26 protein-coding genes are annotated in these 25440 nt (G+C 45.6%); 10 read left to right on the forward strand and 16 right to left on the reverse strand.

Annotated features, from left to right (window positions below):
* Nucleotides 1–54: 54 nt before the first annotated feature.
* Nucleotides 55–1038 carry a Holliday junction branch migration DNA helicase RuvB gene (gene ruvB, locus H6786_03785; GenBank protein ID MCB9816489.1) on the forward strand — a complete coding sequence of 328 codons (984 nt, stop codon included), beginning with the start codon at nucleotides 55–57 and terminating at the stop codon, nucleotides 1036–1038.
* On the opposite strand, the gene H6786_03790 is transcribed toward ruvB, so the two are convergent.
* Nucleotides 1035–1787: a hypothetical protein gene (locus H6786_03790; GenBank protein MCB9816490.1), complete on the reverse strand. Its 753-nt coding sequence runs from the start codon at nucleotides 1785–1787 to the stop codon at nucleotides 1035–1037. The two genes, ruvB and H6786_03790, sit on opposite strands and share 4 nt — an antisense overlap.
* Before the next feature lie 156 nt (nucleotides 1788–1943).
* Between H6786_03790 and H6786_03795 the strand changes: the two genes are divergently transcribed.
* The 4 genes from H6786_03795 (at nucleotide 1944) to H6786_03810 (ending at nucleotide 4294) form a co-directional block, all read left to right on the forward strand.
* Entirely contained in the window at nucleotides 1944–2666 is a 723-nt protein-coding gene (locus H6786_03795) for a histidine phosphatase family protein (protein ID MCB9816491.1), read from the forward strand.
* A gap of 75 nt (nucleotides 2667–2741) precedes the next feature.
* Complete coding sequence (locus H6786_03800) at nucleotides 2742–3284, forward strand: YebC/PmpR family DNA-binding transcriptional regulator (protein ID MCB9816492.1); 543 nt, start codon at nucleotides 2742–2744, stop codon at nucleotides 3282–3284.
* A gap of 123 nt (nucleotides 3285–3407) precedes the next feature.
* Nucleotides 3408–3887, forward strand: a complete 480-nt coding sequence (locus H6786_03805; GenBank protein ID MCB9816493.1) for a crossover junction endodeoxyribonuclease RuvC — start codon at nucleotides 3408–3410, stop codon at nucleotides 3885–3887.
* 143 nt (nucleotides 3888–4030) lie between these two features.
* The gene (locus H6786_03810; protein ID MCB9816494.1) at nucleotides 4031–4294 is read left to right on the forward strand and encodes a hypothetical protein; all 264 of its coding nucleotides are present in this window, start codon (nucleotides 4031–4033) and stop codon (nucleotides 4292–4294) included.
* A 142-nt stretch (nucleotides 4295–4436) separates the two neighbouring features.
* Here the strand turns inward: H6786_03810 and H6786_03815 are convergent, their stop codons facing one another.
* A complete protein-coding gene (locus H6786_03815; GenBank protein MCB9816495.1) occupies nucleotides 4437–5681 on the reverse strand; it encodes a tyrosine--tRNA ligase in 1245 nt (414 codons plus the stop codon).
* A gap of 76 nt (nucleotides 5682–5757) precedes the next feature.
* On the opposite strand from H6786_03815, the gene H6786_03820 reads away from it, so the two are divergent.
* Nucleotides 5758–8016: a penicillin-binding protein gene (locus H6786_03820; GenBank protein ID MCB9816496.1), complete on the forward strand. Its 2259-nt coding sequence runs from the start codon at nucleotides 5758–5760 to the stop codon at nucleotides 8014–8016.
* Here the strand turns inward: H6786_03820 and H6786_03825 are convergent.
* From H6786_03825 to dnaA, 3 genes are all read right to left on the reverse strand, one after another.
* Nucleotides 8013–8309, reverse strand: coding sequence for a hypothetical protein (locus H6786_03825; protein ID MCB9816497.1), 297 nt, complete (start codon nucleotides 8307–8309; stop codon nucleotides 8013–8015). The two genes, H6786_03820 and H6786_03825, sit on opposite strands and share 4 nt — an antisense overlap.
* Before the next feature lie 78 nt (nucleotides 8310–8387).
* Nucleotides 8388–9482, reverse strand: coding sequence for a DNA polymerase III subunit beta (gene dnaN, locus H6786_03830; protein ID MCB9816498.1), 1095 nt, complete (start codon nucleotides 9480–9482; stop codon nucleotides 8388–8390).
* A 339-nt stretch (nucleotides 9483–9821) separates the two neighbouring features.
* Complete coding sequence (gene dnaA / locus H6786_03835; GenBank protein MCB9816499.1) at nucleotides 9822–11207, reverse strand: chromosomal replication initiator protein DnaA; 1386 nt, start codon at nucleotides 11205–11207, stop codon at nucleotides 9822–9824.
* A gap of 206 nt (nucleotides 11208–11413) precedes the next feature.
* Here dnaA and rpmH point away from each other — a divergent pair, with 206 nt between their 5' ends.
* The 3 genes from rpmH (at nucleotide 11414) to H6786_03850 (ending at nucleotide 12715) form a co-directional block, all read left to right on the forward strand.
* A complete protein-coding gene (gene rpmH / locus H6786_03840; GenBank protein MCB9816500.1) occupies nucleotides 11414–11563 on the forward strand; it encodes a 50S ribosomal protein L34 in 150 nt (49 codons plus the stop codon).
* A 78-nt stretch (nucleotides 11564–11641) separates the two neighbouring features.
* Complete coding sequence (rnpA, locus tag H6786_03845) at nucleotides 11642–11974, forward strand: ribonuclease P protein component (GenBank protein MCB9816501.1); 333 nt, start codon at nucleotides 11642–11644, stop codon at nucleotides 11972–11974.
* Between the two features lie 12 nt (nucleotides 11975–11986).
* Nucleotides 11987–12715 carry a membrane protein insertase YidC gene (locus tag H6786_03850; protein MCB9816502.1) on the forward strand — a complete coding sequence of 243 codons (729 nt, stop codon included), beginning with the start codon at nucleotides 11987–11989 and terminating at the stop codon, nucleotides 12713–12715.
* 6 nt (nucleotides 12716–12721) lie between these two features.
* Here H6786_03850 and H6786_03855 read toward each other — a convergent pair whose 3' ends face one another.
* Genes H6786_03855 through H6786_03865 form a run of 3 tightly spaced genes read right to left on the reverse strand, consistent with a single transcriptional unit; the run spans nucleotide 12722 to nucleotide 15668 of the window.
* Nucleotides 12722–13471 (reverse strand): hypothetical protein, encoded by a 750-nt coding sequence (locus H6786_03855; protein ID MCB9816503.1) that lies wholly within the window; start codon nucleotides 13469–13471, stop codon nucleotides 12722–12724.
* Between the two features lie 6 nt (nucleotides 13472–13477).
* A complete protein-coding gene (locus tag H6786_03860; GenBank protein MCB9816504.1) occupies nucleotides 13478–14698 on the reverse strand; it encodes a hypothetical protein in 1221 nt (406 codons plus the stop codon).
* Nucleotides 14699–14705: 7 nt separating this feature from the next.
* Nucleotides 14706–15668 (reverse strand): hypothetical protein, encoded by a 963-nt coding sequence (locus H6786_03865; GenBank protein ID MCB9816505.1) that lies wholly within the window; start codon nucleotides 15666–15668, stop codon nucleotides 14706–14708.
* Nucleotides 15669–15915: 247 nt separating this feature from the next.
* Between H6786_03865 and H6786_03870 the strand changes: the two genes are divergently transcribed.
* The gene (locus H6786_03870; GenBank protein ID MCB9816506.1) at nucleotides 15916–16191 is read left to right on the forward strand and encodes a hypothetical protein; all 276 of its coding nucleotides are present in this window, start codon (nucleotides 15916–15918) and stop codon (nucleotides 16189–16191) included.
* Between the two features lie 53 nt (nucleotides 16192–16244).
* Here the strand turns inward: H6786_03870 and H6786_03875 are convergent, their stop codons facing one another.
* From H6786_03875 to H6786_03910, 8 genes are read right to left on the reverse strand one after another with little or no spacing between them, the layout of a single operon-like run.
* Nucleotides 16245–17156 carry a hypothetical protein gene (locus tag H6786_03875; GenBank protein MCB9816507.1) on the reverse strand — a complete coding sequence of 304 codons (912 nt, stop codon included), beginning with the start codon at nucleotides 17154–17156 and terminating at the stop codon, nucleotides 16245–16247.
* A gap of 14 nt (nucleotides 17157–17170) precedes the next feature.
* Nucleotides 17171–18979, reverse strand: a complete 1809-nt coding sequence (locus H6786_03880) for a DUF87 domain-containing protein (GenBank protein ID MCB9816508.1) — start codon at nucleotides 18977–18979, stop codon at nucleotides 17171–17173.
* Between the two features lie 6 nt (nucleotides 18980–18985).
* On the reverse strand, nucleotides 18986–19627 hold the full coding sequence (locus H6786_03885; GenBank protein MCB9816509.1) for a hypothetical protein: 642 nt from the start codon (nucleotides 19625–19627) through the stop codon (nucleotides 18986–18988).
* Between the two features lies 1 nt (nucleotide 19628).
* Entirely contained in the window at nucleotides 19629–20057 is a 429-nt protein-coding gene (locus H6786_03890) for a PrgI family protein (protein ID MCB9816510.1), read from the reverse strand.
* 60 nt (nucleotides 20058–20117) lie between these two features.
* Nucleotides 20118–20606: a hypothetical protein gene (locus tag H6786_03895; protein ID MCB9816511.1), complete on the reverse strand. Its 489-nt coding sequence runs from the start codon at nucleotides 20604–20606 to the stop codon at nucleotides 20118–20120.
* 5 nt (nucleotides 20607–20611) lie between these two features.
* The gene (locus H6786_03900) at nucleotides 20612–23116 is read right to left on the reverse strand and encodes a hypothetical protein (GenBank protein ID MCB9816512.1); all 2505 of its coding nucleotides are present in this window, start codon (nucleotides 23114–23116) and stop codon (nucleotides 20612–20614) included.
* Nucleotides 23113–24522, reverse strand: a complete 1410-nt coding sequence (locus tag H6786_03905) for a hypothetical protein (GenBank protein ID MCB9816513.1) — start codon at nucleotides 24520–24522, stop codon at nucleotides 23113–23115. Before H6786_03905 ends, H6786_03900 begins: the two co-directional genes overlap by 4 nt.
* A gap of 10 nt (nucleotides 24523–24532) precedes the next feature.
* The gene (locus H6786_03910) at nucleotides 24533–25426 is read right to left on the reverse strand and encodes a hypothetical protein (GenBank protein MCB9816514.1); all 894 of its coding nucleotides are present in this window, start codon (nucleotides 25424–25426) and stop codon (nucleotides 24533–24535) included.
* Nucleotides 25427–25440 lie beyond the last annotated feature (14 nt).

Raw genomic sequence — 25440 nt, forward strand, 5'->3', positions numbered from 1 at the left:
GAATGTCAACGTATATCACCTACTCAGGGTGTTTTTGTTATAATCTAGAGACCTATGGCAAATAACATCACTCGCGACGACGCCACTAATCTAGACCGCACCCTTCGTCCGCAGACGTGGGATGAATACGTTGGTCAAGAAAAAACCAAAGAAAACCTGCGTATTTTACTGACTGCCGCCAAGGAGCGCGGACATGCTGCAGAGCATATTCTCCTCTATGGCCCACCAGGGCTCGGCAAGACCACTCTCGCCAACTTGGTCTCCAAGACCCTCGGCACCAATATGAAGATCACTTCTGGCCCAGCGATCGAGCGAGTAGGCGACCTGGCCGCCATCCTTACCAATCTCTCGCCAGGCGATGTGCTTTTTATTGATGAGATCCATCGCCTTTCAAAGAGTATCGAAGAAGTGCTCTACCCTGCTATGGAGTCGGGTGTGCTCGATATCATCATTGGCAAGGGCCCATCCGCACGCACCGTACAGCTTGAGCTGCCCCCATTTACCATGGTTGCCGCTACCACCCGCATCTCACTTCTTTCTTCCCCACTTCGTTCACGCTTCTCTGGCGGCACGTTCCGCCTAGAGTTTTACAGCGACAGTGAGATAGCCACCATTCTTACCCGCTCAGCCGAACTACTCGGCATGTCTCCCACAAAAGAGATCGTAGACAAGATCGCAAAGCGTTGTCGCGCTACGCCACGCACCGCCAACTATCTCTTAAAGCGCTGTCGAGACCTCGCGCAACTTGAAGGCGGCGAGCTAACTGATGAGATCGTTGGAAAAACCTTTGATCTCCTAGAGATCGATTCGCTCGGACTCGGAAAGCCCGACCGAGCCGTCCTTGAGGTAATTATTCACAAATTTAACGGTGGCCCGGTCGGGCTTAACACCATCGCCGCCGCAACCGGCGAAGAACCTTCAACTATAGAAGATGTGATCGAGCCATATCTTATTCGGCACGGCCTCCTTGAACGCACCCCGCGCGGCCGCGTAGCTAGCGGAGAGGCATATGGTCACATTCAAATTACCAACGATTAATCCTCAGACTGCCGCCAACGTTTTGGCTCTGGTAGCTGTTTCCACAACAACTTGAACAATTTCCTTTGGAAGTTGGCGATTTTTTTAGACCGCACAATGAATACACTTTCATTGTCATGATCAATCATCACTGTGCGATCGGAGTAGATCATCTGCGATACGTTATCATCAAACAAATCTACTGACTCCGGAATCACTTTGACCAATCGGTCTAGTCGCTTGGTTTTTTGCGCGGCGCGAGATTCACTTGTGATAACCTGTCGGTCAAAATGACCCTTACTTCGCCTGTCACGATACTTCTTAGATGTGTGAAAGTGCTTCTCGTTTAAATTTCGCGCACTATATCGATAGATCACTTCCCCTTTAGGGAGAATGTCTGCGATATCATCAAACAACGCATTATAGGCCTGCTTACCAAGCAAGAAGGTCACATCAGGCTTTTGTTGCTGACCTTCATATACTCCCTGCAACTCATCAACATCTTCAGAAAATGCCCCGATGTACTCCTGAAGACGATCGTGGAGAAGGCGCGGCTCAATTGGCATGTAGTACATTCGTTTGCCAATTACCTGCTCTACCACGACTCCTTTTTTAACCACTACCGGCAACAGTTTGTACAACCGTGGACGATGTAGGGCAGAATGCTTAGCTACACCAGCCAACGTGAGTCTGCCGTACTTACACAATGTGGTGTAGACCGTTACCTCATCAGGTTCTAAACCTAGTGTTTGCAGTGTCTTATACTTCATATGTACTTAAATAGTACACTTTTTTTATTTAAAAATACAATAGTATATTTAAAATAAAGCTATTTATATGCTAAATAAAATTAAATTCAAACAAATATAGTACAAATCTATATATATTTATTGCAGATGCACCTTACTAGAGGGAGATATACGATCATGAAACTACCTACCGAACTTGTGCTACTGCGCCACGGTCAATCTGAAGGCAACATTGCCTCCCGTGCTTCACGTGACGGAGACCACAGTCACTACACCCCTGAGTTTCGCAGTCAATCTTCAATGTTTTGGCGCCTTACTCCAACTGGTAGAAAACAAGCAGAACATGCTCGCGACTGGATGAAGCGTAATCAGTTGACTGATTTTGATCTCAACGTCCACTCGGATATGACACGTGCAATCGAGACGGCTCATATTGCAGCACCTGGGATCAACTTCTGTGGAACCTCCTTGGTTCGAGAAAGGTCATGGGGTGTACTAGACACTCTTCCCCATAACGAAAAACATCTGTATCCAGGCAGCAACTTGTTGCTACGAGACAAAGATCCGCTTAGTTGGCATCCACCTGGCGGTGAAACGATGTGGCAAGTCATGGAACGAGTGCGAAGGTTTCTGAACAACCTATCCTTGTTCTCAAGCGAATATCGCACAGTGAGAGTAGTGTGTCACGGTGAAGTAATGTGGGCATTCAGGTACATACTGGAGCACATGAGCCCACAGGAGTACCGGCTGATGTATAATTCTGAAAAATCAGAGCATATTATGTACAACTGCCACCTACTTCATTATAAAGACAACCATCAAGGATCATATCGCTCAATGTATTCGGTCTGTACCTACAAACCAGAACGATATGAATCAGGCTGGCTCTCGATCAACTAACTTGTTGGCGCTTTGGCGCCAACTTTTTTTATGGATAGTTTTCTAGTACACTCAGTATCGTAAATCAAAGATAGTATGTCTGGACACAACAAATGGTCAAAGATCAAACATAAAAAAGCAGCAACTGATGCAGTGAAGAGTAAGATCTTTTCAAAACACTCAGCGCTCATTACTATGGAAGTTAAGAAAGCAGGTGGTGATGTAAATTCAGCCAATGTACTCGCCGCAGTAGACCGAGCCAAGAAAGACTCCATGCCGAAGGATAATATTGAGAAAGCACTTGCAAAAGGAAGTGGCGCAGGGGGCGCTGCTCTGGAGGAAGTGCTATTTGAAGGATATGGACCTGGCGGTGTTGCGATGCTGATCCAGGCAGTAACCGACAACAACAATCGCACAGCACCTGAGATCCGTCACACCTTCTCCAAAGCCGGTCTTGAGCTTGGCACCCCTGGTTCGGCTGCTTGGGCGTTTACCAAAACTACTGAGGGCTACGTTCCTAATACCCCTATGGAACTCGATGATACCACTGGTGAAAAGCTCGCTGAATTCATTGAAGCCCTGGAAGACAATGATGATGTAACCAATGTGTATACTGCTGCGGATTCTCCAGAAGAGTAATTAGGTAAACCACCCACAAACAATCAGACTCAACGGCTTCGCTCCAGGCATTGTCGCTGCAGATGTTTCGCTAGATTGTTTGCGGGTGGTTTCTTTTTTGTCACTTAGTTATACTCTTGTTGTATGAAAGTGATATCAGTCGACCCTGGTTATGATCGTCTTGGTGTGGCCATCATGGAACTAGAAAATGGATCAGAAAAGCTGATTCACTCAGAGTGTATTGAGACTGATAAGAAGTTGTCACTCACCGAGCGCCTCAAAACGATCGGAGATCGTTTTGAGGCGCTCCTCTTAGCCCATTCCCCCACCGCACTTGGGATTGAAACACTCTTCTTCAACAAAAACCAAAAGACTGCTATGGGAGTGGCACAGGCACGAGGCATTCTCATTTATCTCGCTCAGACACACAATTGCACCGTGTATGAATTTAGCCCGCAAGAGATAAAGGTTGCTACTACCGGCTATGGAAAGAGCGACAAGGCCGCTGTGATCGATATGGTTCGTCGACTCATTACAGACGCACCTGTGAGTGCTCTTGACGACGAGTACGATGCAATTGCTGTTGGCATAACCTGTCTTGCGCATCACGGGCGAACCAAGTAAACTACCCGGCAGCAAGTTTCCAAGAAAGATCATTTCTTACTTGCGGTGAGCGATAACAAGAGTTTATAACTCACAAAAATGCACCCCAAAACAATTGTCATCGGCGTGCTACTTTGATACAAAAAATACGTAATCGCATTGTTATGATTTACTTTCGAACAGACGACGAGGAAGAGGAAATGGAAACACCTGAAGAAGAGGATGAGGATGCGTCTCTCGACGATGACCTACTTGATGAAGTAGGTGGTGACGATGACGACTCAGAAGATGACACTGAGGGATTTGGTCATATTGATGAATCTGATGATGAAGAAGAGGAGGAAGAGGAAGAAGATAATGAGGAAGAACTTGAAGATGACGCAGAAGATGTTGACTACGACACCTTCGATGATGTTGATGAGATGTAGCCAAAATTCACGAGCGTAGCGACTATAATTTTGGTTCTCCGAAAGCGTGCGCAATACCTAGCGCACAGCGTCGGAGGCTCACTACTTTGATACTACTTCATAAAAAGCCGGCCCCTTTGGGGCCGGCTTTTTATGAACTTCTTTACCGTACCAGTACCACACTCAACTGCTTCTTACCACGTTTTAAAAGCAACACACCTTCAATAGTGTCGGCTGCAGATATCTCAACCTCGACCGAAGTCACTTTTTCACCATTTACCGAAACCGCGCCATCTTCTACAAACGTACGTGCTTCACGCTTACTTGCTGCCAGCTGTGTGGCCACTAACACATCAACAACGTTACTACCAGACTCAATCTCTGTACTCGGCGCATTTGCAAGCAACATTTCTCGTTCCACCGCTGAAAGTTCAGCTAATGACACACCACCAAACAAAATACCTGAGACACTCTCAGCCGCCCGTGCCGCCTCTTCCCCATGCACGAGCGTCGTCACCGCAAGCGCTAATGCCTTTTGTGCAGCACGTGCTCCTGGATCAGCTTGCTGCTCTTCTGCAATCTTCTCGATCTCATCCAAAGACAAAAATGTAAACCGCTTCAAATGCTCCACCACACTATCATCACTCACATTGAGCCAAAATTGGTAAAACTGATATGGTGAAGTTTTTTCAGGATCAAGCCACACTGCATTACCCTCACTCTTCCCAAACTTCTTTCCAGTCGCTTTATCAATAATAAGTGGCACAGTAACTGCATACACTTCAGTCTGCTTCTTGCGTCGCACCAACTCTACTCCTGAGACAATATTTCCCCACTGATCAGAACCACCGATCTGAACGGTACACCCCTTGGTCTCAAACAGCTGTAGGTAGTCGTAGCCTTGCAAGATCGGGTAGGCAAACTCGGTGTATGAAAGTCCTGTATCACTTGATAGTCGTGTAGCGATCGCGTCTTTCTTGATGAGCTCATTGACCGTGTAATGCTTTCCAATATCTCGCAAAAAATCGATCAATTTGAGTTCACCAAGCCATTCTAGATTGTTTACAAATTCGATCTCAAAACCAGTAAAAAACTTCTCAGCTTGTACCTTAAGCTTAGCCACATTTTCTGCCACCGCAGCAGCGTCTTTCAGCTCACGTTCAGCATCTGGCTTCGGGTCGCCGATCATGCCAGTTCCACCCCCCACCAAGAAAACGATCTTATGCCCACCTTGAGCTAGATAGCGAAGCAACATCCAAATTACAAAGTTCCCAGCATGCGCTGAATCTGCACTTGGGTCAATACCATGGTATATGGTACGCTGCTCACCATCGATAATGGTAGCGAGTGAAGGGCCGGCGATCTGGTGAATAAACCCGCGGGCTTCAAGTTCTTGTGAAAGGCTCATAGTGAAACAATGCTATCACACAATCGTACTAAATTGTCTAGACAACTCATGCTAACATGGCTATATAGCTAATTATATGAAACGAATCCGCTCTTGGTTTGGAAAGAACTGGAAAGAAATGATCATTGATCTTTTTATTTTTGGTTTCGCAGCACTTATCATCGTTGCTGCTGGTGTTTTAGTGTGGATCTCCACTTTAGAGATCCCAGACCTTTCTGCCTTTGAAGAACGCCGCGTACTCCAATCAACCAAGATATACGACCGTACTGGTGAAGTCCTCCTCTATGACCTTCATCAAGATGTCCGTCGCACCATCATCCCTTTTGAGGAGATGTCACGTCACATCAAGAATGCTACCGTTGCTATTGAAGACGACCAGTTCTACAACCACATCGGAATCGATTTCCGAGCGATCATTCGCGCAGCTGTATCCAACTTCACTGCTGGTGATCTCCTTGGCGGACAAGGTGGTTCGACCATCACCCAACAAGTCATCAAAAACTCCGTACTTGATCGTGATAAAAAACTAAGTCGAAAGGTTAAGGAAGCGATCCTCTCGATCAAACTTGAACAAGTAATGGAAAAGGAGGATATTTTGGAGATCTACCTAAATGAATCACCATATGGAGGAACCATTTACGGTATTGAGGAAGCTTCACGAGCATTCTTTGGAAAAGGTGCAAGTGAACTTACGTTAGCTGAAGCGTCTTATCTCGCAGCGATTCCACAAGCTCCTACTTTCTATTCACCGTACGGAAATAACCGCGATGCGCTTGATGCTCGGCATTTACTTGTACTTGATCGCATGCGACTCAATGGATTCATCACTATTGAAGAATATGACGAAGCTAAGACGGAAGTGGTTGAATTCCAACCACAAGCCGTGACCGGCATCCGCGCCCCACACTTTGTTATGTACATCGTCGAACAACTTGCTGAGAAGTATGGTGAAGAAGCGATGGCTGAACAGGGTTTCCGAGTTATTACCACTCTTGATTGGGAACTACAAAAAGAAGCGGAACGGATCGTGGCACAAAAAGCTGCCTCAAATACTGAGCGTTTTAATGCTAGCAACGCCGGTTTGGTAGCAACCGATCCAAAAACCGGGGACCTATTGGTAATGGTCGGATCACGAGATTACTTCAGCGAAGACATTGAAGGAAACTTCAATGTCACACTAGCACCCCGTCAACCAGGTTCATCAATCAAACCATTCGTATACGCCAACGCTTTCCGCAAAGGCTACTTACCTTCAACCATCTTATTTGATGTTGCAACACAATTCTCACCACTTTGCGAGCCATGGGACACCAGCTCAGAATCGCCATGTTACGCACCACAAAACTACAACCACAAGTTTGTCGGCCCGATCAGCATGCGAAATGCTCTCGCTCAATCGCTAAACATTCCTGCCGTTAAGACCCTTTACCTGGCCGGATTACAGGACACACTTAAATTTGCGGCTGACATGGGACTCACCACGCTCAATGATCCAGACCGGTATGGCCTCACACTCGTGCTTGGTGGTGGTGAAGTGCGACTTATGGATATGACCTACGCCTACGGCGTATTTGCCAACGGTGGCCTTCGAGCAGAACCGCGTACAATTCTCCGAATCGAAGATAGTCGAGGAACGGTCCTGGAAGAACCTGAAGTGGTCACTAATCGTGTATTAGACGAAAATGTTGCCTATATGATGAGTGATGTGCTCTCCGACAACGTGGCGCGTACTCCACTCTGGGGCTCAAACTCAATGATCAACTTCCCTAACCGCGATGTGGCTGCAAAATCAGGAAGCACCAACAATCTCCGTGACGCGTGGATCATGGGCTATGCACCTAATATTGCGGTTGGTGCCTGGTGTGGAAACAACGATAATGCAGCTATGGGCGGTGGTCTTTCAGGACTCATCACCACCCCAATGTGGCGTGCTTTTATGGATATTGCGCTAGAAAAACTACCTGAAGAAACATTTCCTCAGCCACAGATCAATACTGCAGGTGTAAAACCGATCCTACGCGGCGAATACATCGATACCGCCCTGCTCCTTGAAGCAATGCAAACCCAAAACGCCACTGACGATGAAGGGCCAAAAATTGACATCGCAACTGTGTACGGAAATATTCATTCTATCTTGCACTTTGTTGATAAAGACAACCCACAAGGCGGATACCCTGCTAATCCAAACAATGATCCACAATATGACAACTGGGAGTACGGGGTCCAAAAATGGAACGAGGAGACATTTGGCCTGCTTCTTGAAGCACAAAACGTTGATGCGACTGAAGATGAAGAACCAGCATCCGAAGATACTACTCGCCGCAGGCGTAATTAGAGGATTGCTACGGGAGCGTTATTTTTCCCTAGCGAGCGTTGCAAGTACTCCAAGATATCTTTTTGCCGCATCCGCAATTCCGTCTTTAGAATACTCGGAATCGCCAACGAGACTGTCTTAGTCGAAACAGTGTACGTCACTTGCTCTATGGACACCTCAAAGCCCGCTATGGCCTCTATAGCCTCAACCACCACCTTCTCTACCGAAGCCTGTGGTGGCTTGAAGTGATTCTTATACTTCTCAAACAGATCACTCATCTGCTTCATTGCTTTTGGAGTGGAGTAGTTTTCCATGGTAGTAGTATATACTCGTCTTATGGTACGTAAAAGGCCGGCGGAAGCTTCGCTTCCGCCGGCCTTTTATTTACACACTTACTTATTCATTGGCATCACTAAATATCGGAGACTTTGATCAGTCACTCCAGTCATGATCATTGCTCGACCAAGACCGGCAAAACTCATTTTAACCGAATCATCGTTAATATGATGTAGTGGATCCATAATGTACTGCTGGTTGAAATTAAGCGACAACTCCTCCCCTTCTACCTGCGCACGCACCGTGTCAGTTGTGTGACCTACCTCGTTATTTTGTGACGAAATAGTCAGGTTTGCATCAGTGATCATCAGTGATACCTGACGGAATTTATTAAGGAAGATATTTGTCTTCTTAAACGATCGCTGTAGATCATCCTTCAGAACAGTCACATGTGTCACAAACTCCTTTGGAATAATCTGTACATAATCTGGGAAACTACCTGTTACGAGTCGTGAAGAAATATACACCCCACTCGGGAACCGAAGCGCACACTGGTTTTCATTTGTAATAAATACTGGATCCTCATGCACTACTTCACACACCCGTGCCAACTCAAGCGCGTTCTTTTGCGGCACCATGATCGATTGTTCAAATACAAGCCCTTTTTGAGATACTGTCTTCTCCATCAAGCGGAACGAGTCGGTTGCCACAAAAGTTAGTGAATGCTCTTTCTTCTGCTGAATAAACACACTGCCAAGTTCTGGTTTAATTGATGTCTGAGAGGCCGCAAACGCTACGCTCTTGATACCATATGCAAAAGTTGCACCCTGTACCTTAAGCTCCTCTCCTTGCAGCTGATGCTGCGTCGGAAACTCATCTACAGCGAATGTCTTAATCGAGGTGTTTGTGGTTGCTGTCTCAAGCTGCAGCACCTGCTCTTCAGTACGGAGCGTAATATCCTTTTGTGAAATGAACTGGATACTCTGCAGAAAGATCTGACTCGGCACAGCCACCACCCCCTCTTCAACAACTTCTCCATCGAGTGGAATCTCAATACTGATCTCTAAATTGGTTGCCTGCAAGGTGATGACTCCATCCTTTGCTTCCATGCGAACACACTGGAGTACTGGTAGTGTGACATGTTTTGTACTTATTCGTCCTACTAGCTCAAGTGCTTCCGTGAGTTGTTTGTGTGGAATAGTTATCTCCATATTTTTATTTTAACTCATTCTACTCTTTATTATTAGGGGTGTGGAAGTGTGCAAAAGTCTAATCTATGGTGTGCTCTAAGGCTCATTCGTGGTGATTGTTTTTGGTAACTATGTGGGCGAGTTTGGGGTTGTTGAGGATAGTGATGTGGATAGGTGTTTTAAGGATTAATAATTCACGATAATTGTGGGTAAAAGTGCGTGTTGTTCTCTACTTATCCAGCTTACTCATAGTCGCTATCTACAGGTTTATATGGTTCTTATGTACACCAATTCCCAAGTTACTCACAGTTGTTGTGTAGAACACCTAAAACTGCCGGATTGATCCGGCAGTTTTAGGTGTTATTTAAGGAGTAATCGTACTTGTGTGATCTCTTCTTCAAGCTCCGTGTTGCTCTTCAGTTCCTCCTTGATCTTCTCACAGGAGTGAATGACGGTGGTGTGGTCTCGGCCTCCTAGTTTCTTACCGATCGCTGGATACGAGACCTGGAAGTCTTCACGAAGGATGTACATAATGATCTGACGCGGCTTTACTACCTCTTTTCGACGTGTTTTTTCATAGATACTCGCCTGATCGATATCGTAGTAGCGTGCTACCTTCTCCACCACATCAGTAATAGCGAGAGTTTTTCGAGGTCGAGAGCTGTTTTTAATGATGGTGCGCACTTCATCTATGGAAAGCGCACGTCCGAGTAATTGTGACTGACACATGATGGTATTGAGAGCACCTTCAAGTTCACGCACATTCCCTTCAATGCTCTGTGCGAGGTGGTCAACTACATCATCATTGAGTGTGATGCTGTTCTGGGCTGCTTTTGCGCGCAAGATCGCTGCTCGTGACTCGAGATCAGGTGCTGGAAGGTCAACGATCATACCTTGGGCAAAGCGAGACTGGAGTCGTTCTTCCATGCCGTTTAGAAGAGCTGGATGCTGATCGCTCGAAAAGACGATCTGCTTATTGTTGTCATGTAGTGCATTGAAAAGGTGGAAGAGTTCTTCCTGAGTTTTCTCCTTTGAGGCTAGAAATTGCACGTCATCCATGATCAGTACGTCGTACTGACGGTACCGATCCTTGAAGTTGTTGGCGCTACCACTCTGGAGCGCGTTGAAGTAATCAACTGCAAATCGTTCAGAGGTAACATAGAACACCTTTTTCCCGGTCTTTTTAATGTAGTTTCCTACCGCCTGGATAAGGTGTGTCTTACCGTGACCAGTCTTACCGTATATGAAGAGTGGATTGTAGGTGATACCTGGCTTCTCACTCACTGTTTTAGCAGCAGCGTGTGCGAGTGCGTTGTAAGGTCCGACCACAAATGTGTCAAAAGAGTACTTAGGATTTAAGTTATCGCTCTTATTGATGTAGTAGTCTTCAAGTGGGAGAGCGGCATTAACTGTCTGATTCTTGGTTGACTCTTGCTTACGCTCGTTACGTTGCGCGACAGTATACTCAACACTGCGAACATGCGGCGTGAGGTCTCGCAAGGTCTTCAGGATCATGGTCTGGAACTTGTCTTGCAGCCAATCTTTTACAAACACACTTGGTACACCAATAGTGGCAGTGCCGTCTTCCAGTGACACAATATGAGTATCACGGAACCAAGTCTTGAAATTTGCGGTAGTAATAGAGAGTTCGATCTTAACAAGTGCATCATCCCACAACTGTTTTACATCAACTTGTTCGGTGTGAACGATACTATTGGTTGTTGCTGAGTGTGAGATAGGATTCATGGTGCATCAAAATCTTTTCGTAATCAGAATTATACTCGCCTGTGGAAAACTGTAAACTTTTTAGAAAAATCAATTGATTTTTCTACCCAAAATTTTCTTAAAAAAATGCAACTGTGTATAAACTGTGCACAAGTCGAAAGACGTCCCCTCCCTATTGAACTTTTTTGATATTCCTGTATAGTTCCCTGGTACTAAATCTATCAGGTATGGCAAAACGAACGTATCAACCAAGTAAGCGTAAGCGAGCAACCACCCACGGCTTCCTCGTCCGATCTGCAACAGCCTCTGGCCGAAAGATCATCCAGGCTCGTCGCCGGAAGGGTCGCGCGCAACTTACCGTTAAAAAAGCTCAGTAATGAGCTTTTTTAAATGGATAAGGGTAAAAGTATATAGATTCGTTGCTGGTCAGAAGCTAGTACTGTAGTGTTGTAAGTATGTTCAAAAAAAGTGAACGTGTTACCAAAAGAGAATTTACTGATTTCTTTGCCACTGGGAAACGACATCATTTCCCACTTTGTTCGATCATCACACTTCCCTTCCCAAAACGTAAGGTGGCGGTAGTGGTGAGTAAGAAGGTGGTGAAAAGTGCGGTAAAGCGAAACCTGATCAAACGGAGAGTATTTGCGGTGCTCCATAATGAACTATCTTCAAGTAACTATAAAGGTGTGTTGTTGGTGATCGTTAAGCCTGCGTTTGCAACCTTGTCACGAAAACAAGCAGCCGAAGAGTTTCGATCAATAATTGCCCAAGTGATAAAAAGTGCGTAGAATAGGCATATTATGTTTAGTTGGATTTGGCACACATTTTTCTTTGACCCAGTCTATAATGCACTGGTCTTTTTTATTGATGTAATACCAGGTGGTGATGTTGGGTTGGCGATCATTGCGACTATTTTGCTTGTAAAGACTGTTTTGCTACCGATCTCTATCAAGGCAGTGAAGACACAGAAGGTGATGCAAGAGATCAATCCTAAGATCAAGGAAATTAAAGAAAAGTACAAAGATGATCGGCAGCTCCAGGCGCAAGAAATGATGAAGGTGTACCAGGATGCTGGAATGAACCCACTTGCGAGTATCTTTTTGATGTTCATCCAAATTCCGATCATCATCTCACTCTACTTTTCGGTGTACAGCGGTGGCGGCGTGGCGTTGCCTGACATCAATCTAGATATTTTGTATTCATTTGTCGCTGCACCACTAGAAGTGACAATGAACTTCTTGGGTCATTTTGATATTACACAGCGTAGTCTCTTGTTAGCATTAGGGGCTGGTGTGACCCAGTTCATTCATGTGAATCTCACCATGCCAAAACTCCCTCCTAAAGAGGAGGGAGCGGAGCCGGATATGAAGGAGGATTTTATGCGCAATATGCAAACGCAGATGAAATACGTGATGCCAGTACTGATTTTCTTTGTCGCCTACTCCCTCTCCGCGACGATCGCACTATACTTTGTGGTAAGTAACTTAGTCACGATCGGACAAGAGTACTTCATCCGCAAGCATCGGTAGTTATCTTTACTTTTTCAGCAAACACCAAGCAACGTTTGGGTAGGTTGGATCTAGTTGTAAGACACCATTAGCTTTACATGAATCTTCTGCTCTAGTGAATACTACATCACACGCCTCAGTTTGACATCTTGGAACTTGATACACTGATGTGTATTGAGCGGAATCAAACGTAAAACAACGACTTTCGTTATTGATCAGGAAAGATTGTTGTGCTTGTCCAACGCCACCAGTAGTTCCGGCTGTGCTTGGACATGACTCCTGTAAAGCAATCTTTTGATCGACTCCAGCTGATTCAGGCATAACCTCCATAGTGGCACCGGCGGCACCTGGTATATTTACGGTCTGTACTTTTGAGGCGTCTAGAGCAACTTTAGTATCTTTGGTTAAGGTGGTCTTTGTGGTCAATCTGTCCATATTCAGATTAACTTTTACAATATCTGGATTGATAACCGTAAGAATGATCACTGCCCCTAGTACGATCAAAAGCCCAAGTAGTGCGCCTTGAATATCCTTCTTAGCTTCGCTCTTTGAAGTAACAATATCTGTCATCATCCACTTTACTCCAGCAATAATGATCTTTATCACCGCTAGTAATGCAGCAACTATGATTGATAATGCATACAATGCATTTATGTAGGTGTTGAGATCAGAATTTGCGGGAACTCCTGGTATACCAACTAATGGTTCATAGGTTGGTGCAGCCGCAAGCAGAATGCTCGGTAGCGCAACAAATAGTAAGGTGATGGCAAATTTCATAACACACTAATTAGTTGGTAATGACTCAGGTAATGTAGTCTCAAACGAGACATTTTCAGGTAACTCGAACAGCCAAAGTGTTTGGTCTTTTTTATTTAGGAACAATAAGATGTCGTCAGACATGGAAACAACAAGTGTTGTAATATCTAGTTCCCTACCACTCTCAGAACGTATACTGGAAATGCGTTCGGCAGAGTTGAGAGAAGGTGTGATCTTCCAGAGATCGTCAGCAAAAGTTGTTACCCCTTTGTACCAATTGTCAGGTAAGGTTGCGTCAAGTTGTGTGGTACCTGCAGCACATACAAAAGATGAGTGTGTGTGATATGAGGTACACTTCTCAGTCAGCGTAGTAATAGGAAGATTTTTTAAGCCAGTTTGTGGGGTGTATAAATATGATTGGTAAGTTTTCCCACCGAATAGTTTACTTACAATGACAGCTGAGCCATTACCGTAAGCAGTCAAACCATATCCATCAATTGGTAAGCGTGTCACTTTTCCATTTCTTACTTCATACACTAATCCCTCAAGTTGTGAGCTGGCTTTAGGGTACACATAATGGACTGAGTCGGCTGTTTCACCCCACTTGATAGCAGCCTCTCTGAATGGAATTGTAAACAGCTGTGCTGAGGTGTGTGATATTGGGTCATATTCGTATGTCTGTACTCCAGATGACACCTTAGTTGCATACAAGAAAGTGTTGTTAATAGTAGCAGCAAAGCTAGTTACCATTCCCTCCAGCCCAACATTTTGTAGACCATTACTACTGGTGCTGAAAGAGCCAATAATCACTTCCCCAGTTGTACCTGACTGTACGATCACATGCTTTCCGTTAGGGGTCATTGCTGCAGTGCGTGCGCCTGGGATTGTGGTGCCTGAGATACGCTCTTCTTCCCCATCAGCAAGAGAAATGGTAAAGATGTGCCCGGTACCCGCTTCAATGTAATACACCATAGGAGTCGAACTGGCGTCTTGTTGCACTATTTGGAATCCTGCGGTCGGTTCAGTAGTGAGTTGACGTAGACGTTCGGGTCCGGTCACATCAACTACAGGCGTTTCAGTGGTTGGTTGCGGTGTTACTACAGTGGTGTCAGTGGTGTCGCCAAAGTTAAGATTGTTGAATGTATCATCCCCACCTGAAGGCTTGCCGAAAAAGAGTATGTACACCCATACTGCCAATAAAATGAATACAAGGATGGCACCGATGATAATGAGAATTGGTCGTTTCATAGGTTAGCTAAAAGTTAATGGTGATGCCATCTTCTACTCCTTGTAAGACTTGTTCCAGGCTGCGAACATGGAAGTTTAGGCTAGCTTGGCCTGTCGGACGTGTTCGTTGAATAGTGGCTTCATACGGATTTCCTGACAGCCCACTGGTTGCTCTACCATCAACTTCCCACTCACTGATGCCAGGGTTGTTGTATACACGAGAATCTAAGAAGTACGGCTCAGCACGCAGTACCGCACTTGGGCCAATCAAGGCGTATGAATTGATTGATGCGGTTGTCTTTACGCCAAACAAACTACTCACCTCATAAAAGTACAATTCAGGTTCTTGCTGAACAACAAAAATCGATCGATTGGCAACAACTGTACCGTCTGGTCGACTAACCTGAACTGAAAGTATTGTTTTAGGGTCTCTTGGAATAGTAAATGAAACTTGATTACGGCCGCGAATCGGACCTCCTTCCAAGACCTGGTTACCAAACTGCCAGGTGTAAATATAGTTGTTGTTCTGTGATGTGGCCTCACTCACAAGTGCAGTTGCGTTTACAATACTGCCATAGCTTGGTAGAGCTCGACCAAGGTAAAAATCTGGCACGTGTGTTTGTGGCTCGAGGATAATATCAAGGTACATTGGTGTTATAACACTGTTTATGGTGCGTTTTCCACCAATTCCATCAGTCAATACCACTTGAATGATCTGCTGAGAACCATTTTCTCCAGCGATAAATGATGTCTGTCGCTTATTAGCTGCCTCTTCAATTACCTTTCCGTCAAATAGCCAAGTAATGGAAGTATTCAGGCTACTTTGGTAGTCATTTAAAGTGGCTGTCACCTCCTCCCCAGGTCGGGGGTGGGTCGGTTGGAGATCAATTCCTGATGCAGGCGCACCGAATTCGTTGGTATTAAATTGTGCATGTGTCGGTGCGACAACACCGAACAGTAAGAAGAGAAAAAGTATACTAAATGTCCTCATATCAGTAATCATACCAGATAGGGGTTGGTAAAAATGATCACGTTAGTTGATATCGGGGAAATGTACATTTAGAGGAATTGTGGATATATCTGAGGATAAACTTGTTCATATCTGTGTATATAGTTGCTAATCATGTCTTGCAAGGTGTTAAATACTATGATATTAAGAATTATAGGCGTGATAATTGTAATTCTGTCAATATCACATTGTTCACGGGACACAGTTCCCTTTTTATATGGAGGCCGTCATGGCTAGTAAAATGGCAATGGTCCTTGCAGGGACTGTGCTCATGGTTGGTGGTGCACAAGTTGCCCATGCGAACGAAGATGTGCTACCGCGTATCTCTCCTGCTTGTAAAGCAGACCCCGCGGATTGTGAAGACTTTGTGATAACAAAGTCAGGTACTCTTCGTCAGGGTCTGACGGGAATGTACAATCCCAACCGCATCATGAAGGAGAATGGGTGGACTGAGAAAGATGCGAATCGTAAGTTACAGCCGGGTATGATGAAAATGAAGCTGTGATGTGGACGGAAATAGTCGCAACAAAATATCCCAAAGTAACCTTTGGGGTATTTTTACTTTGGATCTTTAAATACTGCAATGGTCCATGCAAAAAAGCATGGGAATAAACTAACAAGAGGTACGGCATATCCAATGACTGCTAGTGCAAGCCAACCCCATTTCGCACTTGATTTATTTCCAGATAAGGGATTTAAGAAGGCAAACTTGTAAATCAAGTAAATAGTAAGTAGCAGGATAACGCCATAACCCCACAGGACTGTTTGTAGGATAAAGTAAAAGTTCAATGGGTCGAGTATCGTTAGGTCAATGTGAAAAATCGCTTTACTTACAACATTAAGTCCTTCAAATAGTGTTTTGACTACCTTAGAAAATAGGTCTGTAATTTGGACCAAAAATCCACCCTCAGTGTTCTCAGAAACATTTTTTGAGAAAAAAGTTCTTATAGTAATGGCCATTCCCAAGAAAATCAGGCTCATCATAGCTAAAGGTACTTGAAATGTTAACCAGAGTGGGAATGCCCAGGCGTAAATGCCAGTATTAACAGCGAATGCTCTTGTTCTTCCTAAAGCAACTTTTGCAGCAGAAGGACCCTTCTTCTTTAATTTGATCGACTGGGCGGGAACGAAGTCTTCTTCATATTCTGGTTCAGGGTAGTATTCCACTGCTGCGCCGCGAGTAGAATCAATGGTTTGTTGGTTGGGAGCCTGGACATCAGGACCTACAAGACCTTTTGCTTGGATTCCTGCGTCTACATATTGTTCCTGAGTGAACCGTTCAGAAATGGTTGGTGCAGAACCGGCTTGGGTAACTGTGGGAGTAGTAGTCTCTACCTTTCTGGTCCGGGGGCCACGAAAACGGCGGTTAGGGTCATAGCTATATACTGACTCATTACCTTCTAGACGACCACTACGCCGCACATGTCTGGTGCGGTCGTTGGGGTTAATGTTTCGAGCTGGCTCCGCCATACCCTAAAAGTATACTACATGCGTGATGCCTGCAGTTCTTCGCGTGCGCGTTTGATCTGGAGTAATTGGGATGGGTCTGAGGTGATGATCTGATCTTCGGTGTATGAAGCGATGATCTTGATGGCGACGTGCTTTAGTCCTACAAAGAAGATCCCCTCCCCCACGTTTGACTCTAGAAGGTGTAGTCGTTCATGCTGGGTGAGATTGAAGGTTTTCTGAATGTTATCGATCGCGGTCTGAGACTGCTTCATGAGTAGCTGGATCGAAGAGTTGGTGATCATCGGGACGCCATAAGGTGAGCGAAGGAAGTCATCTACATCCTGGGTAATTGTCGCGATGCCGAGATAGTACTTACGACCGCGCTTGGCGAGGCTGAAGAGGAATGATGCAGTGTCTTCGCTCTTAAGCATCCACCACGCCTCGTCGATCACCATCAGTCGCTTCGCAAGACGACGACGGATCGAACCCCAAATGAAGTTGGTGATGATATACATCGCGATGGTCTTGAGCTCGTCTTCCATATCGCGGAGTGAAAACACTACAAACTTCTGGTTGATATCAACGTTGGTTGGTTCGTTCATAAAGCCTGCCCAGGTACCGGAAGTGTATTTCTGTAGACGGGTGATGAGTGAAGCGCTGCCATCCATGCCCGCAAGAACCATTTCGAAGTCTGAAAGGAGTGGTGGCTCCATGTCGGCATACTGAGTATCACCGGTAATGTCCTTGAGTGCATACGTTTCTTGGATTGCTAGGTCGATCAGTGTTTCCTCTTCTGGTGTCAAGCCACCGAGCATGAGTCGGAAAAGTCCGACCAGCTCGATGATGTGGGTGCGAAGTACGTCACGTGGATCTTCATCCTCAGCGGGCTTGGGTAGGTCAAAGGGGTTGACGTGGTGATCGGAAGAAAGTGAGATGTTGAAGAAACGGCCGCCAGTGGCGTCAGCCAGGTATTCGTACTCTCGTTCTGGGTCAATGACGATAACCTCAGTACCAAACATAAGTGAGCGCAGGATCTCAAGTTTAAGGGTGTATGACTTCCCTGCTCCTGAGGTGGCGAAGGTTACTGAGTTGTAGTTGGTGAGGCTGTAGCGATCAAAAAGGACAAGTGATGAGTTGTGACGGTTGATGCCGTACAGGATCCCGGTGTCAGATGTGAGGTCAAATGAAGTGAACGGGAAAAAGCTTGAGAGTGGTGCTGAGTTGAATTTGCTGTGCACTAAGAGTTCGTCTGAGGCGAGGGGTAAGATGCTTTTAATACCAGGTTCTTGTTGAAAGAGGGCTGGTTTCATGGCCACCATACGAGCATCAAGGATACCGCGCACATCGTTTTCGATCTGGTTTAGTTCCGAATCATCTGCACCATAGATCGCAATGTAGAATCCAACATTAAAGAGTTTTTCTTCTGCTTGTTGGAGCTTGTCGCGAAGGTCTTCCAGGTTGCGATACGCAGCTTCAAGTTGTGGATCACGCACCTCCCCTTTCTCGGCTTTGATGTTGATCTGACTCTGTACCTCGGCTACTTTTTTCTGGAATTTCTTGAGTGTTTCGGCAGTGTCGATCGGATGAATAAACAAGGTAACATCAAGTTCGCTGGCTAAGTTAAGGATCGGTTCGATCCAGCCGTCGTTTAGAATACGTGGGTATGAAACCGCGTAGTACACTCGCGCATTCACCCCACTGATATTAATACTATTTGGTGTGATCTTGATCGCAGATGGAGCAATAACATCAGTCAGCGTTAGTAATTGATCACCAATTGAAGGGGTGGTGTTCCCTTCTGGAGTGGTACTTGCTTTTGGTTGTAGTGCATCAAAGATTCCCATATATGTTTATGCGTTTTCAACTAATGGCGCAGATCCAGTCGGGTCGCCTGGGTTGTAAAGATGGTAATAAAATTCAACCAGATCGTCTTTCTGGAGAGTGATAGTGCGGACTCCAACACGAGCTAGTCCTTCAATCACCATAGCGGTGCGCTGCTCAAGCTGGATGCGGTGTTCCTCAAACAGAGCGTCGGTAGGTAAGACGCCCCGTGTTTGTCCGGGAGTGAAAAGATTGGTGATACCCTTTGCAATATTAAGCTTCGCTGGGCTATACGGAACGACGACAAAGAAGTTCTTACTCATCACATCGACATTGTTGGTGAATGATTGAATAAATTCAATGTATTCACGAAGTTGGATCCGCATGAGGTCGTTATCTTGCTTAGACTCTAGGCTATGTAAGCGTTCTAGATAGGGCTTGATGTTAAGTTGACGTGATTGGACGTAGATCTGGAGTGAGAAATCAAGTGTGTTTAAGAATTGTTGGAACTGCAACAAGATCGCCTCTTGTTCATCAGCTGACTTGAGTGCAAAGTTGACCGATGATGCCAAAATGACCATGCACATCTGTCCATTCTTTTGGATCACAACATTCTCTTTAATGTCGCGAATTGAAACAAAATCTTGTGTAGCGGCTTGAGTACTTGGCATATTATTCGGATTTTTGCATAGCTTGTAATTCTAGTTTACGCGCAAGTGAGCTGATGTCTTTCTTTTCTTGTTGGGTTGATGGCGGCGGCACACTTACGGCAGTGAAACCAGTGTTCTGAGGTGCAGTTGGTTCGCTTTTGTGGACCACTTCAGTCTTTTGTCGCCACAAGTACAAACGTTGTTTGCTAGCGTAATTAAAGATGGCTTCAAGAAAAAAAGAGAATGGCCGGTTGTTGACAGGATAAAATGCAAGTGCGCCAGCAAGAATGCCGAGGGGCAAGCCGATCAAGATAAAAACAAAAAAGTTCGTTGTAAGGAGAATAACCACTGCCATGCCGATACCACCACCTAGATACAAGAACTGTCTCCAGGTGAATGGGCCAAAGATCTTATCTTCAACCTCAATGAACTGTGGTACCTCAAAATGCATACACCACCATTATACATGGTGGTGTACGATAAGAGTATGTGTGTAGCGAGGCTATCCCCACTACGGTTGTATTGCTGGGTTGGTCGGTAATGTTTGTGGGTTTGATTGATTGCCTAGTCTCCCCTCTTGCAAGATCGCATCTTGGGTAGAGGTGTATATGATCTCATCGGGGATGTTGTGCTGACTCATATCTTGCTGCATGGTGCGGATATGGGACGCGTCTTTTAGTGTTTGGTTTGGAGTAGGTGTTGGTGCTGCTCCTTTTGAGATGAGATCAATGACATCACCAGTGATCGCAACAGCTTTCTCGGTAGGAATGCTGAGCTCTTCAGTGAGTATTTGCGGTAGTTCAGATTGATTGCGAAGACCTAGGATTACATCGCCCACAATAGTGGAGAATAAACTTCCCTGTTCACTACCAGTGATGCCATGCTTGGTTATCATTGTATTTACAGCCACGAAGGTCTCCTCGGCGGTATATAAGCGTGACTGTTCGTCGGTGGCAGCAGCGTAGGCTTGATCTCTTAGTTCATTGGTTATGTTCTTCATAGGTATTAGCTACGATTTTGATCTCTAAGGGCGTTGCCTACGTTTGAATCTAGTGCGATCGGTGAGTTGCCGTTTCCGTCTGATTCAGACTGAGTAGTTGTTGATTGGTTTTGTGCAGAATTCCCTGATCCGGAATTGCTTGAATTTGAGTTACTGCCTGATTGGTTCAAGTATTCATCAGGAGTGTTCCAGTCGCGAGCGCCAACCTTACTAGTGAGGTATTTCTTCGCTTCTTCGTTTCCATTACTCAGTACCGCGTCGCGTAGTTGATCACGCTGAGTAGCATCAAGCGTCTTTTGTTTATAGATCTCTTCTAGTACACCAGCATTGATGTATTCGAGCGCATTGTTTGAAAGGAGAATGTCAGGTGGAAGTTTTGCAATTTCTGAAGGTTTCTTTGCGCGTGAAGCATAAGTTGTGGTCTGAATTGGCTGCTGGGTGCTTGTGTCGTAGGTTTCAACACCTCGAGTCGTGTCATGGAAGACTCCTTTGCGCACTTCTGGACTTGCATTACTAAAGGTACTGATCAAGCCTGCCTTACGTGATGCTTTGAACATAGATTTCTGCTGATCGTTGAAACCGTCACTCTTATCAAGCCCGTCCATTTGTTGCGAAGTAAGGAGGTGTGCATTCTCACGGATCCAGGCGGCGCCGAGGTTTTCAATCTGCTTTGCAGAGAGCTTAGCGAGCTGATCGGTCATGATCTTGCCGCCTGATGAGATCGCGTTATTGAATGCATCATCTCGAACTTTGGCGATCTTACCCTTCACATCACCAGTGAGGTTGTCACTCTTCATAAGACCCTCAATCTGACCTGGCTTAAGCTCGCTAACCAATTGTTCGAATGTCTCTGGTTGAGTCTGGAACATTTCTTCCAGATCTTTAACAGACGCTCGAGATGCAATGTCGCGCATTTTCTGAATCGATTCGTCACGAGCTTTTTCAGCGTCAGTAACTCTCTGCATCTTATCAGGATCATTTTGTAGTGATTCACGGGTGACTACCTTGTTGGTGTCAGGATCGATCGCGTGGGTGCTGCGATCGTAGCGAGCTTCTTCATTGCGAGCGTTAGCACCGTCTCGAACATCTGTACGGTTGCTTCGGCGAGATTCGATAGTCTTAACCTTCTTGTCGTGTTCAGCTTGGGTGTCTTTAAGTCCAAACTTAGAGTTCTGCATCTTGCTTGCAGTAGAACGACCAATGGTGTCTGCCACCACAGTTCCAGCTACCATACGACGTAGCTTACTGTCGGATGCTTGCCACTGAGTGATCTTACGATCAAGGCCAGTACCAAGCTGACTGGTCTTTGAACGTGCGTATGCACCAGCGCCAGAGTGTGCCACTCCCCACTTTGTGCCTCGCCAAGCAGCTCCAGGCACAGCTTGAGCAGTACGTTGTAGTCGGCGCTGTGCGCGATTCTTGAGATTTTGTCCGATACGGATAGCAGCAGCTGAACCGTCAGCACTCATTTTGTTGGCCACCACAATAGCAGCAATCAAGAATACACAGCTAAGCACAAATGGCGGAATGGTGCCACCGAAGTTGGCCTGGATTGAAGCGCCGTCACGACCAAAGATGGCTGCGAAATTAGGTTCACCGTTAACCTTACTGCCGTAGAATTGATAGATAATTTTACCAGCAAAATATACGAGAAGTAGATACAGAGGCGCAAAGAACGCACGTCCAAGGAAGCCTCGCCAGTACTTGGAAGTGACGCTCTGGAGCTGCGGAAATACCCACCCAAGGAACATGAGTGGTGAAAGCACCATATAGAGACAGAGAGCAGCAAAGCGTATGATCAACAAAATACCACCAGCAGCAAAGACAAAGGCCATGATGATGAAGAGGATCATGGCGCCAAATATAAAGCCATAGTATCCCCCGCTGCTCAACCCCCCCTTGTTACTGACAGCAGTTTTTAGAGACTCTTGACCGAATAGCGTAGTAATACCAAGATCATTCATGAATGATCCAGAGATATCGTATTTGTCATACCACCAGTCACCCATTTTTGCACCTGGGATAGTGCTTCCTAATGGGAAACCATTGGTCACAATTTGAGTCGCAAGCACATTGCTGAAATCAACCACAAACTTCGTGATAAAGAGACTGAAGTTCACGAGAAGGGCTGCGAGGATAAGGTACACCAAAGCGCGGCGAGTACTAGAATCGTCGCTGTTGAGGATCATGCGGAAGCCAAGATATACCAGACCAAAGATGAAGGTGATATTGAAGAGATCTCGGACACTCGCCCAGAGTTGGTTGACCGCGACTCCGACGCCCCCACTATTAAAGTAGTGGCCGAATCCGATCACAAAGTCGTTCACGCCGTAATTCAAGAGAAGGCCGCCAGTACCAGCCAGAACATGTCCGAAGAAAGATACTACAACACCCCATAATACCTCATGTATAGCATCAGGGTCTGCTGCGAATGTTACATTTGGAAATAACAGCACAACAACAGGTGTCAACAAAAGGAGTGCTGGTAGGTAGTGTCGTAGTTTTTTCATGGTGTGGTTAGATCTTCTCGAATTACTTCTTCCCACTCAGCAATAAGCTCGGTTAGTTCATCTGATGTGTGGAGAGTCAGGCCACTGTAGGTAGCGACAGACGCATTTGCTACTGCTACGTTACCTGGATTTGCTTCTAGATCTCCGATGATGTTGTTTAGAACAATTACATTGTTTCCAGTAGCGCCAATTAGGCCAGCTATTTTAATGAGTTCTGTATTTGCTTCAATTTTTTGAGCAGCTGGTGCGGTTGGGTCAGCAATGATAGCGGCAAACTTCTTTTGATAGTCTACCAGGATACCTTGGAATGTAGTTTCAAACGAAACAGCAGATTGAGCCAGTTGTAGGATATTTTCTGCACTTGGGACATTAGAAATTGGTAGACTCATCGCGTTGAGGTATGAACCGCCAGCATATCCAGCGTACGTGTAACCGGTACCACCTGAGAGACCAAGAAGTCCGGCTGCTCCAGTCAATGCCTTATTGGCAAGTTGCCCAAGGAGTGCTGCAATGATTTCATTGATCTCATCAGCAGTGATGAGTGCTTCGCGACCAGAGTCAAGATTGAAGGAGAGTGCTTCTTCAATGATCTTGCCTGGCTTTGAGATGAAACAATCTTCTGTTGCACCATTTGGACCACTGACCATGCGACAGATTTCGCCAGAGAGGAATCCGTCTCCCCAACCGATCTTTGTCGCTTCTTCACCGCGAGCATTTAAAATGCGTATCTCTGCACCAGTCTGTGCAGCGAGCGCTGCACCGTATGGAGTGTATTGCTCTGGAGAAGAAGTGATATCAAACCAGTCATTCCATCCACCAGCATTGAAGCTGCCCTGTGCTCCATCAGTGAATGAGGTGATGTTGTCGATAATACCGGTCAGGGTACAAGTTGGAGCTGGTTGGTTGATGCGAGTGTTTTGGTATTGGAGATCGATCGCCATTCGCACTTGTAGCTGGAAAGGTGAACATACAAAACTACTGATCTCCTGGGCGATATACTCGCCAATTGCTTGGTCAGCTGCTTCTAGTAGGTGTCGTTTTAAATTCGTAACAAACATTGGTCTGCCCTCGAAGCCTGAGTTTATCCAGTTTACCAAGCTATTAACCATTGATCTGACGATCTGCTTCGCGACAGCCCAAGCAATTCCGTCTAGTACCCACTCTTTCGATTGGAGTGCCGATGTGGCCCAGGCAATAACAGTGGTCTTTGCTGCGGTGATGGTATTTTTAATGGCTGAAATTGAGTTTTTCGCCACGTTGACCAGCTGTGTCACTTCAAGTCCAAATGCAGCTTCAGTATGCTCCACCTTGTTCCACTGATGTGGTACGTAGGTCGCCACAAACGCAAAGACCATGAATATGGTTGCGACCATCGTTTTCTTCAAGAGTGCAAAAAGGGTGTCCATAAGAAATTAATTACATTTGATAATCAGGGCTAAAAATAACAAACAGTGATGCTGGGTCTTCGGTCGTAAACAGGTTGGCGTACGGCTCAACAGCTAGGTACATGTTCTGGGCTGCGTATGCTAATCCGGTCGCGTCATCTTCGTAACGCTTAAGTCGCAACATGGTCTGAGCTGGGTCTTCCATAACCATGGTCATTGCCTCGATATCTTGATGGATAGCGTTGAATGTATTAATAAGATCAAGATGTTCCTTAACAAGAAACTCAGGTACTGGTATGAGCAAAGCGTCATCTCGGTAGTTCTTGTACACACCAGAGAGGCCCTTAAGTTCATCCATTCTATCAATTTGTTGCCCCACAACGATGTCTTGTAACACATACAACTCGCCCTCTAAATCAGGTACGTTGTGGCGGATTATGGTAGCTGCCATAGTATTGGCATAATTAACGATATCTTGATCATCCCATTGCTTCATGATGCTGATATCAGGAGTGTCGTAGATCTTTGCTTCTGTTTGTTGGCTCAACACATTAATGGTGTGTGAGATAACTTCTTCCTGTGAACTACCAAACGGTCCGTACTCACGAGATAGGACAATTCCTTCCATAAAATTGATACTCATTTCCCCGGTGAGTGTATCTGGCGGAATGTAGGACGTAGAAGCAGATTGATCTAGAAAGACCGGCTCGGTAGTCACGAAGTCATCTCTCCAGTCTTCAATGCCGTTGTTATCGGTGTCAACCACCTCGATCGCAATACGTTCGGTTGAGGCGACAACGGCAGCAGCAGTCTGAGATGGGATTGCTTTTGGTTCCATTAGGCTACTAAGTGTGTAGGCGCCTAAGATAAGCGCAAAACCGATGACGGTCGCGCCAACTATCTTTGGGTTAATCTGCCCCTGCATATACCAATTAGTAT

Source organism: Candidatus Nomurabacteria bacterium, assembly GCA_020632075.1.
GTDB lineage: Bacteria > Patescibacteriota > Minisyncoccia > Phycocordibacterales > UBA918 > OLB19.

Coding starts and splice junctions, on each gene's coding strand:
- ruvB (MCB9816489.1), top strand. CDS start 55: ATGGCAAATAACATCACTCGCGACGACGCCACTAATCTAGACCGCACC.
- H6786_03790 (MCB9816490.1), bottom strand. CDS start 1,787: ATGAAGTATAAGACACTGCAAACACTAGGTTTAGAACCTGATGAGGTA.
- H6786_03795 (MCB9816491.1), top strand. CDS start 1,944: ATGAAACTACCTACCGAACTTGTGCTACTGCGCCACGGTCAATCTGAA.
- H6786_03800 (MCB9816492.1), top strand. CDS start 2,742: ATGTCTGGACACAACAAATGGTCAAAGATCAAACATAAAAAAGCAGCA.
- H6786_03805 (MCB9816493.1), top strand. CDS start 3,408: ATGAAAGTGATATCAGTCGACCCTGGTTATGATCGTCTTGGTGTGGCC.
- H6786_03810 (MCB9816494.1), top strand. CDS start 4,031: ATGATTTACTTTCGAACAGACGACGAGGAAGAGGAAATGGAAACACCT.
- H6786_03815 (MCB9816495.1), bottom strand. CDS start 5,681: ATGAGCCTTTCACAAGAACTTGAAGCCCGCGGGTTTATTCACCAGATC.
- H6786_03820 (MCB9816496.1), top strand. CDS start 5,758: ATGAAACGAATCCGCTCTTGGTTTGGAAAGAACTGGAAAGAAATGATC.
- H6786_03825 (MCB9816497.1), bottom strand. CDS start 8,309: ATGGAAAACTACTCCACTCCAAAAGCAATGAAGCAGATGAGTGATCTG.
- dnaN (MCB9816498.1), bottom strand. CDS start 9,482: ATGGAGATAACTATTCCACACAAACAACTCACGGAAGCACTTGAGCTA.
- dnaA (MCB9816499.1), bottom strand. CDS start 11,207: ATGAATCCTATCTCACACTCAGCAACAACCAATAGTATCGTTCACACC.
- rpmH (MCB9816500.1), top strand. CDS start 11,414: ATGGCAAAACGAACGTATCAACCAAGTAAGCGTAAGCGAGCAACCACC.
- rnpA (MCB9816501.1), top strand. CDS start 11,642: ATGTTCAAAAAAAGTGAACGTGTTACCAAAAGAGAATTTACTGATTTC.
- H6786_03850 (MCB9816502.1), top strand. CDS start 11,987: ATGTTTAGTTGGATTTGGCACACATTTTTCTTTGACCCAGTCTATAAT.
- H6786_03855 (MCB9816503.1), bottom strand. CDS start 13,471: ATGAAATTTGCCATCACCTTACTATTTGTTGCGCTACCGAGCATTCTG.
- H6786_03860 (MCB9816504.1), bottom strand. CDS start 14,698: ATGAAACGACCAATTCTCATTATCATCGGTGCCATCCTTGTATTCATT.
- H6786_03865 (MCB9816505.1), bottom strand. CDS start 15,668: ATGAGGACATTTAGTATACTTTTTCTCTTCTTACTGTTCGGTGTTGTC.
- H6786_03870 (MCB9816506.1), top strand. CDS start 15,916: ATGGCTAGTAAAATGGCAATGGTCCTTGCAGGGACTGTGCTCATGGTT.
- H6786_03875 (MCB9816507.1), bottom strand. CDS start 17,156: ATGGCGGAGCCAGCTCGAAACATTAACCCCAACGACCGCACCAGACAT.
- H6786_03880 (MCB9816508.1), bottom strand. CDS start 18,979: ATGGGAATCTTTGATGCACTACAACCAAAAGCAAGTACCACTCCAGAA.
- H6786_03885 (MCB9816509.1), bottom strand. CDS start 19,627: ATGCCAAGTACTCAAGCCGCTACACAAGATTTTGTTTCAATTCGCGAC.
- H6786_03890 (MCB9816510.1), bottom strand. CDS start 20,057: ATGCATTTTGAGGTACCACAGTTCATTGAGGTTGAAGATAAGATCTTT.
- H6786_03895 (MCB9816511.1), bottom strand. CDS start 20,606: ATGAAGAACATAACCAATGAACTAAGAGATCAAGCCTACGCTGCTGCC.
- H6786_03900 (MCB9816512.1), bottom strand. CDS start 23,116: ATGAAAAAACTACGACACTACCTACCAGCACTCCTTTTGTTGACACCT.
- H6786_03905 (MCB9816513.1), bottom strand. CDS start 24,522: ATGGACACCCTTTTTGCACTCTTGAAGAAAACGATGGTCGCAACCATA.
- H6786_03910 (MCB9816514.1), bottom strand. CDS start 25,426: ATGCAGGGGCAGATTAACCCAAAGATAGTTGGCGCGACCGTCATCGGT.